At 50.9% G+C, this 16857-nt stretch carries 7 protein-coding genes; 6 read left to right on the plus strand and 1 reads right to left on the minus strand.

Annotated elements, in window-relative coordinates:
• Window positions 1–130 precede the first annotated feature (130 nt).
• From traF to lacZ, 3 genes are all read left to right on the plus strand, one after another.
• The gene (traF, locus tag Afil_RS02020) at window positions 131–736 is read left to right on the plus strand and encodes a conjugal transfer protein TraF (protein WP_230266856.1); all 606 of its coding nucleotides are present in this window, start codon (window positions 131–133) and stop codon (window positions 734–736) included.
• A gap of 380 nt (window positions 737–1116) precedes the next feature.
• Window positions 1117–7017, plus strand: a complete 5901-nt coding sequence (locus Afil_RS02025; protein ID WP_230266857.1) for a discoidin domain-containing protein — start codon at window positions 1117–1119, stop codon at window positions 7015–7017.
• A 493-nt stretch (window positions 7018–7510) separates the two neighbouring features.
• Window positions 7511–11179, plus strand: coding sequence for a beta-galactosidase, LacZ type (gene lacZ, locus Afil_RS02030; RefSeq protein ID WP_230266858.1), 3669 nt, complete (start codon window positions 7511–7513; stop codon window positions 11177–11179).
• A gap of 114 nt (window positions 11180–11293) precedes the next feature.
• Here the strand turns inward: lacZ and Afil_RS02035 are convergent, their stop codons facing one another.
• Complete coding sequence (locus Afil_RS02035) at window positions 11294–12304, minus strand: aldose epimerase family protein (RefSeq protein WP_230266859.1); 1011 nt, start codon at window positions 12302–12304, stop codon at window positions 11294–11296.
• Window positions 12305–12599: 295 nt separating this feature from the next.
• Here Afil_RS02035 and Afil_RS02040 point away from each other — a divergent pair, with 295 nt between their 5' ends.
• From Afil_RS02040 to Afil_RS02050, 3 genes are all read left to right on the plus strand, one after another.
• Window positions 12600–13490: a U32 family peptidase gene (locus Afil_RS02040; RefSeq protein ID WP_230266860.1), complete on the plus strand. Its 891-nt coding sequence runs from the start codon at window positions 12600–12602 to the stop codon at window positions 13488–13490.
• Window positions 13477–14754 carry a peptidase U32 family protein gene (locus tag Afil_RS02045; protein ID WP_230266861.1) on the plus strand — a complete coding sequence of 426 codons (1278 nt, stop codon included), beginning with the start codon at window positions 13477–13479 and terminating at the stop codon, window positions 14752–14754. Before Afil_RS02040 ends, Afil_RS02045 begins: the two co-directional genes overlap by 14 nt.
• Before the next feature lie 266 nt (window positions 14755–15020).
• On the plus strand, window positions 15021–16715 hold the full coding sequence (locus tag Afil_RS02050) for a proline--tRNA ligase (protein ID WP_230266862.1): 1695 nt from the start codon (window positions 15021–15023) through the stop codon (window positions 16713–16715).
• The last annotated feature ends 142 nt before the right edge of the window (window positions 16716–16857 follow it).

Genomic DNA, 16857 nt, shown 5'->3' on the forward strand with positions numbered 1-16857 from the left:
TGTCGTTTTCTGAAAAATCAGTCCATTCGCGGATCGGAAAAGCGGGTAGGCTGATGTGTAAGTCTGTGGTATAAATTCCGTATGCGGATAGATTTGAAATCCATATCCGATACAAAGAGGAATCTGAGATATGAAACGAAACAGAGACGTTTTAAAACGAGATAAAAAGAAATACAGAACATCGTCGACACAGCGGCTGAGGGCACTTTCGCTGTGTCTGTGCGGTGCGCTCATTCTTATGAGCGGCTGTTCGAATGCATCGTCCAGTACGAACACGGCCAGTTCTTCGAGCAGTGTCTCCAGCGCACAGACCCAAACTCCAAAATTGGGCTCGAGCGAGGATTCGGGTACAGAGAAAGGGAAGACCGGCAAACGGGTTCGCCTTACACTCGATCAGGCTCTGACAAAGAAAAATAAGGATGAGCAGTTTGTTCTGCTCTATGTCAAGGACGACTGTTCGTACTGTGCCGAGTTCGATACCGTCCTCAATGAATTTCTGAAAGACCACCCGCTGACGGTTTATGAAGTATCTCTGACCCAGGCAGAAGAAATGTACATTCCGGAAGATCGGGAAACGATGCTCGAGTATCTGACCGCCGGCGTCGGTCGAACACCTGCGCTCTATTACATTGAGTCTCAGGATAAGGTCAATCTTCTCGACCATACCGCAGATAATTATTCTCTCGACGGACTCAGACAGTTTGTAGAAAAATACGATCTGGAACGGCTGAACTAGCCGTTCTTTTTATTTGAGCGCAAGAAGGCGGGAACTGGTAAGCCGTTCTAATCAAAATCGACAGCGACAAGTCCAGTGCAATTTTGAAAAACTGTGAAATAAAACTGCATACGCGTGATAAAAAATGGAAAAGACTGTAAAAAGATGAATTTGTATACCAGTCGCTGAACGTATGTGCAGGATAAATAGACACGAACATTTGCACTATTTGTAAAAATTAATAAAAATCCTTACCGATTCAATACATTTTACACTTTTTGTGAAAGCGCTTTTTTCCGTTTTAACTATTGTTTAAAATAGTCGTAGGTCTCAGACCGCTTTCAGTTTTCCGGATTCGGGCAAATTATGACGGAAAACAAACCTAAGAAAGGAAGGATTCTGTGAAATTCCATAAAAGATTTGCGCTGGCTGCACTTTCTGCTGCGACTTCTTTAGGAACGGTTGTTACCGCTATGCCGGTGACGATTCAGGCTGAAGAAGTGAATTCCAACGCAATTTCCAAAGTTGAAAAGGGTTCGAAAGACAACGTGATTAACGTTACCTTCGCGGATGGCAATCAAGGGCGGATTACATTTCTCGAAGAAAGCATCTTCCGTTACAACATCGACCCAACCAAGCAGTTCTCGAAGTATGCAACGGATAGCGGCACTGCCAAAATCCAGGCACAGCCGGATGAATCGGGTACGTATACGCATCCAGCCGCTTCGATTGCAGAAGATGATGCTAAATTCACCATTTCCTGCGGCACTACGAAAATTGAATTTTCAAAAACCGACGGCAAAATGACCGTCAAATCCGGCGATAAGACGGTTATGCAGGAAAAGGAACCGCTTATCCTTTCGCCAAGCGGAACCGCGCAGAAACTCGTCTCCAATGAAGGCGAAGATTTCTATGGCGGCGGTACCCAGAACGGACGTTTCGTTCATACCGGCGAATCGATCTCCATTTCCAATACGAACAACTGGACCGATGGGGGCGTCGCTTCGCCAAACCCGTTCTACTGGTCCACAAACGGTTACGGTGTGCTGCGCAACACCTTCAAACCAGGTACGTATGATTTTGGTAAAACTACCGACGGCACCGTTTCCGCTCAGCATGAAGAGCGGGAATTCGACGCCTACTATTTCGTATCTGGCGCCGATGAAAAGGCACAGGTGTCCAAAGACCTGCTGCAGGATTACTTCAAAGTTACCGGCAATCCGGTTCTGCTTCCAGAATATGCGTTCTATCTGGGCCATCTGAACTGTTACAACCGTGACTCCTGGGATACAACCGGCAGTAAAGGATGGACAATCAAAGGCAGCGAACCTTCAACTTCTGCGGGAACTACGCTTTATGAAAACGGTATGGCATCCGGATACATTTTGCCAGAAGGAACTCATGCGGAATCTCTGAACGGCGTAAAACCGACCGTCAATGCAGACAAATTCAAAGCAGCGGATGCGCCGCGTGAGTATTCAGCTCGTGCGGTTATCGACCGTTATCAAGCTAACGATATGCCATTTGGCTGGTTCCTGCCAAACGATGGTTATGGATGCGGCTATGGCCAGAATGGTTACGATCAGTCAGGCGGAACAGAAGCCGAACGACAGGCTTCTCTGGATGCCAACCTGCAGAACCTGCACGATTTCACCGAATATGCCAATGCACATGGCGTATCGACCGGTCTCTGGACACAGTCCAACCTGTCTCCAATCGCTTCCGAAAAACAGCAGCTCGTTCGTGACTTCAGGGGCGAGGTAAACACAGGCGGTATTACTACGCTTAAAACCGACGTAGCCTGGGTAGGTTCGGGCTATACCTTCGGTCTGAACGGCATCAAAACCGCTTACGATATCGTAACGGGCGACGTTTCCACTCGTCCAAACATTGTTACCCTAGACGGCTGGGCCGGAACACAGCGTTACGGTGCAATCTGGACCGGCGACCAGTACGGCGGAAACTGGGAATACATCCGTTTCCACATTCCGACATATATTGGTCAGTCCCTCTCCGGAAACCCGAACATTGGATCCGATATGGACGGTATTTTCGGCGGTGCACCAATTATCGCTACTCGTGACTACCAGTGGAAGACGTTCACCACGACTATGCTGGACATGGACGGCTGGGGCTCCTATGTTAAATCTCCATACACCCATGGCGATCCGTATACCGGCATCTCCAGAATGTACCTCAAGCTGAAAGCTCAGCTGATGCCATACATTTATACATCTGCCGCTTCGGCTGCCAACATTGAATTTGGCAAGGACGGCACCGGCAACAATGACCAGGGTCTGCCAATGATCCGTGCCATGATGCTCGCGGATGATTCCGACTATGCCGCTTCCAAAGCAACACAGTATCAGTATCTGTTTGGCGACGCGTTCCTCGTTGCTCCAGTTTATCAGGATACCGAGATGGATGAAGAAACCGGAAATGACGTTCGTAACGACATCTTCCTGCCAGGCGACGAAAACGATACCTGGATCGACTACTTCACCGGCGAACAGTACAAAGGCGGCCAGATCATTTCCAACTTTGACGCACCGCTCTGGAAACTCCCGCTCTTCGTTCGCGGCGGAAGCATTATTCCAATGTACGAAGAAAACAACAACCCGGTAGCCATTTCCGAAGACAACCCGGATGGTCTCGACAAGACAAAACGTATTGTTGAATTCTATCCGCAGGGAACAACAGACTACACCTTGTACGAAGATGACGGCATGACCGCCAACTCGACCATTACAGAAGATGATGACTACGGCACGATCAACTCCATCAACTACGGCGATCATGTCGAAACGCACTTTACTTCCGCTGTAAACGGCGATAAGGCAGTATTAACCGCTGAAGCCAGCAAGGGTACATACGAAGGCTACGATTCCAACCGCCAGACCAAGTTTGTTGTGAACGTATCCAAGAAGCCGACATCCGTTCAGATCAACGGTGCGGCAGGAAATGAAGTCGCTTCGCTTGATGCGTTTGAAAAGCTTGGCGAAAACGAATCCGGCTGGTTCTACGATGCAGAGCCAGAAATGAACAAATACGCTGGTGATGAAGACTTTGCGAATATGCATATCATCAATGCACCGAAAGTTTACGTGAAGTTTGCGAAAACGGATGTAAACAAAAACGCGCAGACCGCAACCATCAACGGTTTCGAAAATACGCAGGCATCCGGCAAGGATGTTCTCGTTGAGTCGATCCCGGCTCCAGTTCTGAGTGCTCCGGCAGAAGATAAAATTACTTCTTCTTCGATCGAACTTTCCTGGCCGGCAGTAGACGGCGCAACTGGTTATGACGTAATGGTCGGCAGCCAGATCTACCACACAGAAAAACCAAAACTGAAACTCAGCGATCAGCCATTCAATACCGCGTTTACGTTCAAGGCCAGAACCAGAACGGCAGACGGCTATTCCAACTGGTCCAGTGAACTCACCGTTTCTACTCTGGATGACCCGTGGAGAAATACCCCGACACCAGAAAGCATTACCTGGACTGGCGATATTTACGGCAACCACGATCCAGAACTTGCCTTTGACCACATTTATCAGTCCGGCGACGGCGGCTTCCACTCCGGCGGAAAAGCCATCGGCGAAAGCATGACCGTAGATCTTGGTCTGATCTATGATCTCGATTCGATCGAATACTATCCGCGTGACGACCGCGGCAACGGTACCGTAACGTCCATGGATATCGCCCTCTCTCTGGATGGCGTACACTGGACCGATCTGGAGCGCCAGAACTGGGAACGCAGTGCCGAGACAAAAGTTGTTGACCTGAAAACGGCCAGCAATTCCGCAGCACGTTATGTCCGTCTGATTCCAAGAGCTTCGGTAGGCAATTTCTTCTCTGCCAGCGAAATCCGCATCAATAAGAAAGACGGAACCAACGGCTGGGCATTAGGAAGCAACCTGCAGCGTGCAGAAGTCAGCGATGCAGACTACTCGAACATGAAGAACTATCTGGGTCTCCAGAAATCCGAACCAGACACTTCGACATTCGACAGTCAGATCGCAGCGCATCATGCGGACCTGAACAACAACAACATTTACGACGTATACGATTACTCTTTCACCATGAAGGCACTCGATGGCGGAACGACCAAGGCAGGCGAACCGTCCGGCAACCTGTTCTTCATGGCCGACAAGACGACCTTCAATGCAGGAGATATCGTTACCGTTTCGCTTTACGGCAACAATATCCAGAATGCCAATGCTCTGGGTGCTCTCTTCAATTACAGCACGGACACGTTTGAAGCCCTCGTTCCAGGCGGAACATCCGGTGTAACCGGTTCACCGTTCCTTGGCGATATGGAAGACCTCAGCCGTGTAAGAACGTATACTGACAAGCACGGTACAGTCAACGTGGCCTTCGCTAACCGAGGAGATAAAGCCCTCTATTCCGGTACCCGTGTAGTGGCTGCCTTCCAGCTGAAGGCGAAGAAAGCCGGCACCAGTGCGGATATCAACCTGGCGCAGAACACAATGGTGATCGGCCCGACCGGTTCCTGCATCGATCGCACCTACGAGCATGGATTTGATCCAGATTCCGTTCCTGCTCCGCAGGATAAAGTGCTCGCACGTTCGGATCTGAACATGACGATCACCAACGAAGCCCTGCCAACGGATGACGGTACAAACGTACAGACTCTTATCCAGCAGGAAAACTTCGACGGACTCTTTAACGGCTCGGACGGCCGCGACTTTGAGTTCACATGGAAAACGGATGGATCTGCATGGGATGTAAATACCCATAAAGTTCCAGTGACCATCCATATGGGCTTAAAAGAACCGGCTCCGCTCAAGAGCTTCCGCGTGACGGCTGGCGCGCTTACCTCAAATGGTAAAGTACGTAAAGTCAGTGCAAAAATCACCTTTGCGGACGGATCGAAGGAAACCTATTCCGGCGGCAATTACGATCAGCCATCGACGGAATACACCTTCACTATCCCGGATGCTAAGAAAAACGTAAACGTTACAAACATCGATTTCACCGTTGAAGAAAGCGGCAGTGCAACGGCGAGTGATGCGGATCCGACCAACGGAACCCTTACGCTCTGCGAGTTCTACATCACCCAGCCGGGTGCAATCGCGGTTGAATCGATTACAGCCGATTCCACGAACAAAAAACAGCTGAACCTCGGTTCCATCAGTGAAGTGAACGCAACGGTTACTCCGTCGCAGGCTTCCGGCGTATTCACCGTTTCCTCTTCTGACGAAGATGTAGCTGCAGTTGACTGCGTACAGGATGGCGGCGACGTTACCTGGTATGTTATCGGTAAGAAAGCGGGTAAAGCGACCATTACTGTGGCTTCCGCAACCGACCCAGCTAAGACAGCGTCGTACGAAGTAGAAGTTGGAAACTTCATTGATCTTACTGAGCTGAACGCAGCCATCGCCCGTGCCGAAAAGACACTGGCAGACGGCATCGTTCTGGATTCTTCCAAACCGGATCTGGAAGCGGCTATTAAAAAAGCAAAAGACGCTCTCGCTTCCAATTCGCAGGATACAGTCGACTATGCGACCGTTGAACTGCTTAACGTTCTGAGTTCTCTGCAGTATCGTGCACCGATGAAGTCCCATCTGATCAACTACACCGGCGATGAAGGCGTAGTCGTAGACAGCGGTTCTTCCCAGTGCAACGATGAAATGGAAGGTGACGGCTTAGGTACATTCGACGCTTCCCTCGATAAGGATGAGTCGACCTACTGGCATTCCAACTGGTCGACCGCAAGCGGCATGCCGCAGTACGTACTCTACGATCTGGGCAAGTCCTATGATCTGACGGACGTATCGTTCCTGCCGCGCGTAGGACGCTACAACGGCGACATGTTCGAAGTGGAACTCCTTGCTGGAAATGACAAAGACAACCTGACTTCGGTCGGTACCTGGACATTTGAACACGGTGCAAAACAGCTGACCGACCGCGGATGGAAGACAATGACCTTCTCGAGCATAAATGCACGCTATGTTGAAGTGAAAGTCCTCAAGTCCGGCGGTGACCAGCTCGATTCCTATGCATCCATGGCAGAAATCAACTTCTATGCAGCAGAAGCCTTCAAGGCGGACGATGTGGATACCACACAGCTGAAACTGGCTGTCGATACCGCTAAGGCTCTCAATGCCGAAGATTACGTCCAGAACGCAGCATGGACTGCACTGGAGGATGCCATTGCCGAGGCCGAAGAAATGATTGAAAGCCCGAGAAGCCAGGCTGTAGTCAACAGCATTGCTCTCAAGCTCAACCAGGCTCTGCTCAATGCCCGCATCAAACCAAGTGCAGAAAAACTTGCCTAACTGAACTAACCGGATTTCATCGAAGCGCTTCGAAAATCCAATTCAGGCTTTATAAATGGCGGCAGCCCCAGACGGGACTGCCGCTTTTTTGAATGGAACGACAAAGACCGTACATCCGGAATCAGGGAAACGGGAAAAGCCGGCTGCCCCACAGGGCTGGACATCGACATTGTCTCTGTATGTAATAAAATAAACATACACAGGCAAAAATCATGAAAGCTTTGTGCAAATCGCGATCAGCCTGACAGCTGCTTCTGTTCTTGGAGTTCTTACGATCGTTTCGAACGGACCCAACGAGAAAAATCAGAACGGTCGAACGATGCCCGAAGCTTACATGTGATATAAACTGCTCTGTCTGGATCGGTTTTATGCGGAAAGACTGGACTTAAAAGGATTCCTTGAATTCATTATCGTTCCGGATTTATGAAATACTTCGTCTTCCGATGCACAATGCAAGGGCAGAGCCGCTTTGGATAAGGAGAAAAGCTTAGTTATGAACGTTTCCATAAAATGGCTGGAAACCCCAAATGTGACCCAGGTCAACCGAAAACCGCCGCACGCTTCGCTCAAGCGTTCCATTCCTGAACATACGGCCATTCAGTCTTTAAACGGTGTCTGGAAAGGCGCCTACAGTGAAGAACAGGATGTTTCGCCCACGCTTTCGGAAAGTTTCGTTTTGAATTCGACGGATGTTTCGGATTTTGACGATGTCCTCGTGCCGGCCCATTTTCAGACGCAGGGCTATGGAAAAAATCAGTACACCAATACTGCCTACCCATGGGATGGACAGGAAGAGGTACCGTATGGAAAAGTCTGGTCCCGCAATCCGCACATGCGCTATGTTCTGGACTTTGATCTGGATGAAACGCTGGCCAGAGAGCAGGTGGATCTCGTTTTTCATGGCGTGGAAAGCGCCTTTTACGTGTGGCTGAACGGGGAATTTGTCGGCTATTCGACGGATTCGTTTACACCGTCCGCTTTTGACGTTACCTCGCTTTTAAAAGAGAAGGGGAACCGTCTGGCGGTTCTCGTCTTCCAGTTTTCGAGCGGATCGTGGCTGGAAGATCAGGACTTTTTCCGCTTTGGAGGCATTTTCCGCAATGTAGAACTTCAGGGACATGGGTCGGCGTATGTGGAAGATCTTTCCGTACGCACCCGCATTTCCGATACCGACAGCACGGCCTCCATTCTTGTACAGATTGCGGATCACGACGCGCAAAGCTTCGCTCTGCGTCTTTTCGATCCCGCTGGATCGCTCATGTTTTCGCAGACCGTTGAATCGCGTTCCATTAAGCTGACGCTCGATGATTTCCATCCCTGGTCCGCAGAACGGCCGGATCTGTATACCCTTGAAATCGATGTACTCGATGCCGATGGTCAGATCGCCGAAACGATTCATCAGAACGTCGGCATCCGCTCCATCGAAATTAAGGACGGCATCATGCTTTTAAACGGAAAGCGTCTGATGCTTCATGGCGTAAACCGGCATGAGTTTTCCTATGGCAAAGGCCGCGTTCAGACTCCCGAAGAAATCGAAGCGGATCTGATTTTGATGAAGCAGAACAACATCAATGCCATCCGGACTTCGCACTATCCGAATCAGGACGCTCTGTACGATCTGGCGGATCAGTACGGTCTGTACGTGATGGATGAAGCCAATCTGGAAACGCACGGGACGTGGCAGGCTGGCTTTACGGAAGAGCCGACCAATCCGCTGCCCGGCGATTCGCCCGAATGGCGCAAGCCGGTTCTCGAACGCGCGCAGGCGATGTACGAGCGGGACAAAAACCATCCGTCCATCCTGATCTGGTCTTTAGGCAACGAAAGCTGGTACGGCGACAATCTGCTTGAAGAAGCCGCCTGGCTGCGTCTGGCCGATCCGGATCGTCCGGTTCATTATGAGAGCTGCTTCCGCAATGAGGATTACAGCGGTTGCACCGATATCATCAGCCGCATGTACGCGTCACCGGCAGAAATTGAATCGATCCTGCTTTCCAAGCCGGAGAAACCGGTCATTCTTTGCGAATACGTGCACGCGATGGGCAACTCTCTGGGCGGCATGTTCCGCTATGCCCAGCTCGAGACGTACCGCCAGTATCAGGGCGGTTTTATCTGGGACTTTGCCGATCAGGCTATGCCGACCGAAAAGAACGGGGTTTCGATGATTGGGTATGGCGGCGACTTTGGCGATTTTCCCAACAACGGCAGCTTCAGCGGCAACGGCATTTTGTTTGCGGACCATACCCCTTCTGCCAAAATGCAGGAAGTCAAAGCGCTGTACGCCCCGATTCGCATTGTTCCTAACGAAACCGGCGTCGATATTCTCAATAACAATCTCTTTGAAAACACAAACGGCTACCGCTTTATCGCGACCCAGAAAGTCCGCGATCAGATTGTCGGACAGACCGAATTTGAAGTCCGGATCGAACCGGGCCGACATCGCCATATCCCGCTGAACTGGGAACAGTATCAGGGAGAAAGCGTACTGACCGTTTCCGCCATTTTGAAGAACGATCAGCCCTGGGCCAAAGCCGGTCATGAAGTCTCGTTTGGACAGCACGTTCTGTCTGGACTCCGCCATTCCACGCTGCTTGGCAAAGGCATGAAGTTTGTGCAGGGCAAAGAATACTTCGGTGCGGAATTCGAAAACGTCCGCTTCCTGTTCAGCCAGAAGGGACTTGTATCCATGAAAAGCGGCGATCAGGAATGGCTGCAGGCCATGCCTCGACCCGTATTCGCTCACGCCTGGACCGATAATGACCGCGGCAGCGACTTCGATCAGGGATCGGCGATCTGGTACAGTGCATCGCTCTTTTCGAGAGCCATCAGCCGGGAAATCCAGATTGACGAAGAACTGGGCTATGCGCAGATCACGTATGAAATCGGCCTGCCGTATCCGCTCAACAATAACAAGTGCACCCTGACGTATCTGGTCAGCGCGCCAGGCATTCTTGGCGTGAAACTGGAAATGTCGCCAAGCCGCTATTTGCCGGATCTGCCGGTCTTTGGCATGGAATTCAAACTGCCGAAAGCTGCGGATCATTTCCAGTATTACGGCTACGGGTCGATGGAAAACTACTGTGACCGTTCGGTCGGTGCCCGTCTGGATGTTTTTGAAGATACGGCGTCCAACAACGTACAGCCCTATCTTCGTCCGCAGGAAACTGGAAACCGTACCGGCGTGCGGGATCTGACTCTGTTCGACCACGACGAAAAGATCCGCTTCAGCCGGATCGCACAGCCGCTGGAAGTTTCGGTATTGCCGTATTCGTTTGAACAGCTCGAAGAAGCCGATCACCAGGAAGAACTTGGATTCTCCACCGGTACGTATGTCCGGATTGCTTCCGAACATATGGGCGTGGGCGGCATCGATTCCTGGATGACGCCGACCGATCCGCGCGATCGCCTGAGCGCCTCGAAGTATCGTATGGTCAACTTCATGATTACGTTTGGCGACCTCCCGGATCGTCAAAGCGATCTTCAGAAAATCGAAGAAGAAACACCGAGTGCGTCTTCGGATTCGTCTGAAATCGAAGAAGAAGGAACACTGGACGATACGACGACGCCTGAAGAGCAGATCAGTACGCAGATCTTGAGCAAAGAAGAAGTGAAAGAAACCGATGAGACAAAGGTCGAAACGGCTGAGATGGATACAAGCAGTTCCAAAAAGACGGAAACCGAATCCGTTCTGGTCGATCTGACTCTGGAAAAGACGAATGATGAAGATCAGCCCTCCCCGCTCGAAGCCGATCCGCAAGAGGAACTGACGTTTGACGTGCTGCAGATCGCCCAGAAAATCCTCGAAGAACCCAGCGAGGAACAGAATGCTGAAGAGACGGCAGCAACGCCTGCATCCAATCCGAACGAATCGAAAACGGACGAAGACACGTCCGCTCAATCGACAGAGAAAATGGATGCGAAAGAAGAGAAGTCCGACGAAGCTTCAGCAGATGAGACTTCTGGTAAAGTCGAGTCCGAAGAAGATGCGGTTCCTGCCGCAGCAGATGAGAAAGCCGATTCCGCAAAAGATGTCGATTCGGTGAAAGAGCCTTCCCAGCCGGAAACAAAAGCAGAAGAAGGACCGGTGAAACATGAGCCTTCGATTGCCAAGGAGAAGGCAAAGCGCCGTCGTCTGTTCAAGGCCCGCCGAAAGAAAAAGTAAGCCGGAGCCGATTAAAATCCTGCTTAGAAACAAGAATTAAGCGACGATTCAGCCCCAAATGAAGACAGCCGGTTTCCCTTGCGGGAAGCCGGCTGTCTTTTTGGCAGGAAATCATTATTTCGTATAGAAACGATACAAAATTTCTTCGTGGAACGGTTCATCCTTTTTGAGGATGACATCGGGATGTTCCTGATTGTGAATGGAGTCGGGGAGCATCTGCGGTTCGACCGCTACGCCCCAGTGCTGGTTATAAGTTTTGCCGTCGCGGCCCGGGTGATTTTCCACGTAGTTGGCGGAGTAGACCTGAACGCCCGGCAGAGTCGTTTCGACTTCTACGGTTCGTCCGGATTTCGGATCGGTGAGGATCAGAGCCGGGGATCCGGTTTCGAGAACAAAATGGTGGTCGATGCCGTTGGCGTTTTTCACGTTCCAGTCGCTCTGATCAAAGCCCTGTTTCACGGGTGCAAAGTCGCGGAAATCGAGCGGTGTGCCTTCCACTTCCCGGAACTTGCCCATGCAAAGGCCATCCGGATCGACGAGACCATGACGAATGGCCGAAATTTTCATCAAATGATCGCCCGCATCTTCCTCCATGCCGTTGAGGTTGAAGTAGGTGTGCTGGGTGAGGTTGAGCAGCGTATCGGCATCGGACTTGGCATCGTAGGAAATACGCAGAGTATTGTCGACAAGTTCGAGCGTGCAGTGGAGCGTGAGCGTTCCGGGATAGCCTTCTTCGCCGTCTTTGGAAACGTAGGTGAAGATCAGCTTGTCGCCTTCGATTTTTGAATCGAAGTTTTTGTAGGAAAATCCTTCCAGACCGCCATGCAGGGAGTTGGGACCGTTATTAACGGCAGCATGGTAGTGCTTGCCGTTGAGCGTGTATTCGCCGTTGGCCAGACGATTGCAGACACGGCCGACCAGCGCACCAAAATAGGTGCCGGATTTTGCCATATAGTCATCGATCGTTTCGTAACCCAGAATGACATTCGTCTTCTTCTGGTTTTCGTCTTTCATGTCGATCTCAATCAGCGTTACGCCATAGCTGGTAACGAGAACGCGCAGCTGATCGTTTTCCATTTCGTACAGACAGATTCCGTCCGGACGTTTTTCAAGCAGTTTAATCATGAGCATGCAGCTCCTTCCTTTTTCTATCCGTCTATCATTGTAGCCAGATCTGTTCAGGAAAAGTACAAAAGGTTGAAAAGGCTTTCGAAAAACGGGTTCGCAGTCAGACTGTCGCTGCCCGATCCGTCAGGCGACTGAGGCAAAGACAAGACAATCCCAGATGAATAAATATTGGAATGTGCCAGTACGACCAGACTCGGACGGGTCGGGGTACAGGGATGGAAAAGCGGCCGGTCTGTGAAATTGGACAGGCTGAAGTCAGTAATTATAATGGAAAGGAAATGGAGGAGTCCGTATGTTCATTCTTGCTCTGGACAGTCTGGAAGATCTGGAGACCATAATCGAAGCCAGACCCGATGCGATCGTTCTTGGCATAGAACCCTTTTGCGCCCGTACGCGAGCCGTAACGGATTGGAATCAGCTCCCCGCGCTGGTCAGGCGCATGCATGAAGCGGGAATTCAGGTGTATATCAACCTCTTAGCCATGATCGAGCAGCCCAGACTGCAAGCCTGCACAGAGGCGTTTGGACAGCTGGCGAAGATGGGTGTCGACGGCCTGTATGTCGCGGATGACGGCTGGCTGGAAATTGCGTACGCGTACAATCCAGAAACGCTTTCTCTTCTGATTGTTCAGCCGGAAACGCTGCTTTGCAGCGGGGAAGACGCCAGTTTCTTTGCCAGACAGGGAACACAAGCGCAGTCGCTTTCGCATGAACTAAGTGAAGCGGAACTGATTGCCTGCGTAAAAACGTGTCCAAGCTGCGAACTGCTTTGTGCCGGCCATTATTCCTGGATGGAAAGCCGAAGAGGACTGCTCTCCAATTATCTCCATCAGATCGAAAAGCCTGAAGACTTTCAGGAGGGCCGTCTGTATACCCTTCGGGAAATGAACCGTCACGGACGCATGCCGGTTTGGCAGGATCATCTGGGAACTCATGTTCTTTCCGATGAAGTGTTCCAGGCGGGCGAATATCTGCTTCCTTTGCGGGAAGCCGGACTGCAGCGCTATCGCATTGACTGTCTGCTCATGGGCAACACCTGGGGACTCGACATGCTTAAGGCGTATCGAACGCTGCTGACTGAAGGAACGGATGCTCTGAGTCCCAAGCAGAAAGAGGCGATTTCCAGTACGATTTGGAAAAGCTCGTCATTAATTCGAAAGGAGAAAAGCCATGGAACACGTTGAACTGCTTGCTCCGGCCGGCAATCTTTCGAAAGCAAAAACCGCAATCCTTTATGGAGCCAACGCGGTCTATATCGGCGGCCAGTCGTTTTCTCTGCGCTCCAGGGCTTCGAACTTTTCTCTGGACCAGATCGCCGAGCTCTGTACGTTTGCCCACGATCACCATTCGAAAGTGCATGTCACGGTCAATATCATTCCGCATCCGGACGATCTGCAGGGACTGGACGACTATTTGCGTGCGTTAAACGACGCGGGAATTGACGCGATCATCAGCGCTTCGCCTACGATCATTACGCACGCGCTCCACATGGACGGCCGCCAGTTTGAAGTGCACATTTCCACGCAGCGCTCCATTCTCAATTCGGCTGCCGTTCGCTTCTGGAAAAGACAGGGCGTTGAACGTGTTGTCTTAGGACGCGAAACGAATCTGGACAGTATCGAGGCGATTTGTGCGCAGGACATTATGCCGATTGAAGTTTTCATTCACGGCGGCATGTGCATTTCCTATTCCGGGCGCTGCGTGCTATCCAATCATATGACGGACCGCGATGCCAACCGCGGCGGCTGCGCGCAGAGCTGTCGGTGGAAATACGAACTCTTTGACGAACAGAATGAAAAAATCAGCCGCGACGAAACCCCGTATTCGATGTCGAGCCGGGATTTGCAGGCAGCAAAATATATTGAACGCCTGATTCATGCGGGCGTCGCTTCGCTCAAAATCGAAGGACGCATGAAGTCGGATTACTACCTAGCCGTGGTGGTCGGGGCGTATCGCCGCCTGATCGATGCCATCGAAAGCGGACAGACGATTACGCAGGAATTTTTAGCCGAGATTTCCGCGGAACTGGCCCGGGCGGAAAATCGTCCGGCGGGTCCAGGCTTTTATAATGGACTGCCCGATCAGAACGTACAGCTGTATCGAAGACACGATGAATCGGTCACCCAGGAATACATTGGCTACGTTCTGGAAGAGCCAAGAGATGGCTGGATGAAAATTCAGGTCAAAAACCATTTCGAAGCCGGAACGCCGGTCGAACTGTTTGGACCGGGAATCGCTCCGTATCCGCAGACGATTGACGAAATCCAGACGCTCGACGGTCTGCCCAAGTCCGTATGTTCCCACCCGATGGAAATCGTACGAATTCGCTGGAATCAGCCCGCCAGACCGGGAAGCATGATTCGCAAGCAGCGCTTATCGATGCCGGACAAACCGGAAACGGAAGCCAAAGACGGCAGCTGCGCCAAGCCAAATCCCCTGCGGGGGTAATGTGCTCGATTCTTTTTATAATTTGATAAATCCTTTGTTCGTCTTTTCATAAAGGAAAAGATCAGGCCGCTTTCGGTTTTTTGGCTCTTTCTCTTTTCTTTTTTGAAGAGTCAGAGGCTAAGAAAGATTCGATTTTAAACCGGTTTATGAAAAAATGCAGCCCGCACCCGCACAGGACGAGCAAATTTCGATAGACTGAACAGGCAGACGATTTCAGGATCGCATTAGAAGAAAGGAAAGTCTGCCTGAAAAGATCCTGAACAAATATGAAATTATCCAACAGCTATTTCTTTACTCTGCGTGAAAACGTGAAAGATGAAGATTCCGTATCGTCCAATCTTCTCGCCCGCGCAGGGATGATCAAGAAACTTTCCAATGGTATCTATATTATTCTGCCGATGGGAAAACGCGTTCTTGCCAAAATTGAAAATGTAGTCCGTGAAGAGATGGACAGCCATGGCGCGCAGGAACTGCTCATGCCGGCGCTGATCCCGGAGGACGTTTATGTTTCCAGCGGACGCCGCGAGGCATTTGGCGCGAACATGTTTGCCCTGAAAGACCGTTATGACAAAAAATACGTGCTTGGTCCTACGCATGAAGAACTGTTTGCGATGTGCGCAGCGATGGACGGCAAGTCCTGGAAAGATTTCCCGTACAACCTGTACCAGATCCAGACCAAATACCGCGATGAAACCAGACCGCGCTACGGTCTGATCCGTGTGCGTGAGTTTATCATGAAGGACGCCTATTCGTTCGATAAGGATCTCGAAGGTCTGGACGTTTCTTATGCCAATATGTACGACGCCTACTGCAAAATTTTCGACCGTCTGGATCTGAACTACAAAATCGTTAAGGCCGATACCGGTCTGATGGGCGGTCTGCTTTCGGAAGAATATCAGGCGATTTCCAGCATCGGCGAAGATATTGTTGTCGGATGCGAAAGCTGCGATTTCTCCAGCAACGAAGAAATTACCGAAGTCATCGATACGATGGAAGACGATCCGGCTGAAGAGCTCGAAATGGAAAAGATCTATACCCCGAATGCGGGTACGATCGAAGAAGTCAGCACATTCCTGGGCAAGAGACCGGAAGACTTCATTAAAACGCTCATTTACAACGCAGACGGCAATCTGGTTGCTTTCGTTCTCCCGGGCGACCGCGAACTGAATGAGACCAAAGCCGGCAAGCTTCTTGGCGCGATCGAACTGAATCTGGCTACTCCGGAAGAAGTTAAGGCAGCTACCGGGGCACGCATCGGCTTTGCAGGTCCTGTCGGCCTGAACCTGCCGATTTACATGGATCGTCAGGTTGCCCATTACAAAAACTTCATCGTCGGCGCCAACGAAGACGACTACCACTTCAAAAACGTCAACCTTTCCCAGTTCACACCGACGGCGGTAGCGGATCTGACACAGGTTCGTGAAGGCGACCTCTGCCCGAAATGCGGTCATAAACTGACATTTGAGCACGGTATCGAAGTCGGCAACCTGTTCAAACTGGGTGAGAAGTATTCCAAGGCGATGGATCTGTACTATTCCGACCAGAACAACCAGCTCAGACCAGTATGGATGGGATCGTACGGTATCGGTCTGGAACGCTGCATGGCAGCGGTTGCGGATCAGCACAATGACGAATACGGCCTGATCTGGCCGGATGAACTTGCTCCGTTCCGGGTAGCGCTCGTTATCGTTTCCATGAAAGACGAAGAACAGAAAGCGCAGGCGCTCAAGCTCTACGACTATGCTCGTTCCAAAGGCTACGATGTTCTCCTCGATGACCGCAGTGAGCGTGCCGGCGTTAAGTTCAAGGATATGGAACTGATCGGCATTCCGCACCGTATCACGTTCGGTAAAGGCGTTAAGGACGGCAAAGCCGAATACGTCATCCGCAAAACCGGAGAAAAATCCGAAGTGGAACTCGATCAGCTCGAAGCGCTGCTCGATTCGATTTACGGTGCATAATTCAAATTCGCTCATCTGTAAGCGTCAAATAAAAGACGGGTATTTTCTCGACCGCCTCCTTGGGATAATTCCTTTATTCAAGGAGGCTTTTTCATGGAATCAATCATCCCTGCAATCGATCTCGGTATCGATTTCTCCAAAG

It is taken from the genome of Allobaculum fili (assembly GCF_020969955.1).
GTDB lineage: Bacteria > Bacillota_I > Bacilli_A > Erysipelotrichales > Erysipelotrichaceae > Allobaculum > Allobaculum fili.

What these genes read in the sequence shown, in the direction of transcription:
- traF (WP_230266856.1), top strand. Translation starts at nt 131, where the DNA reads ATGAAACGAAACAGAGACGTTTTAAAACGAGATAAAAAGAAATACAGA.
- lacZ (WP_230266858.1), top strand. Translation starts at nt 7,511, where the DNA reads ATGAACGTTTCCATAAAATGGCTGGAAACCCCAAATGTGACCCAGGTC.
- Afil_RS02035 (WP_230266859.1), bottom strand. Translation starts at nt 12,304, where the DNA reads ATGATTAAACTGCTTGAAAAACGTCCGGACGGAATCTGTCTGTACGAA.
- Afil_RS02040 (WP_230266860.1), top strand. Translation starts at nt 12,600, where the DNA reads ATGTTCATTCTTGCTCTGGACAGTCTGGAAGATCTGGAGACCATAATC.
- Afil_RS02045 (WP_230266861.1), top strand. Translation starts at nt 13,477, where the DNA reads ATGGAACACGTTGAACTGCTTGCTCCGGCCGGCAATCTTTCGAAAGCA.
- Afil_RS02050 (WP_230266862.1), top strand. Translation starts at nt 15,021, where the DNA reads ATGAAATTATCCAACAGCTATTTCTTTACTCTGCGTGAAAACGTGAAA.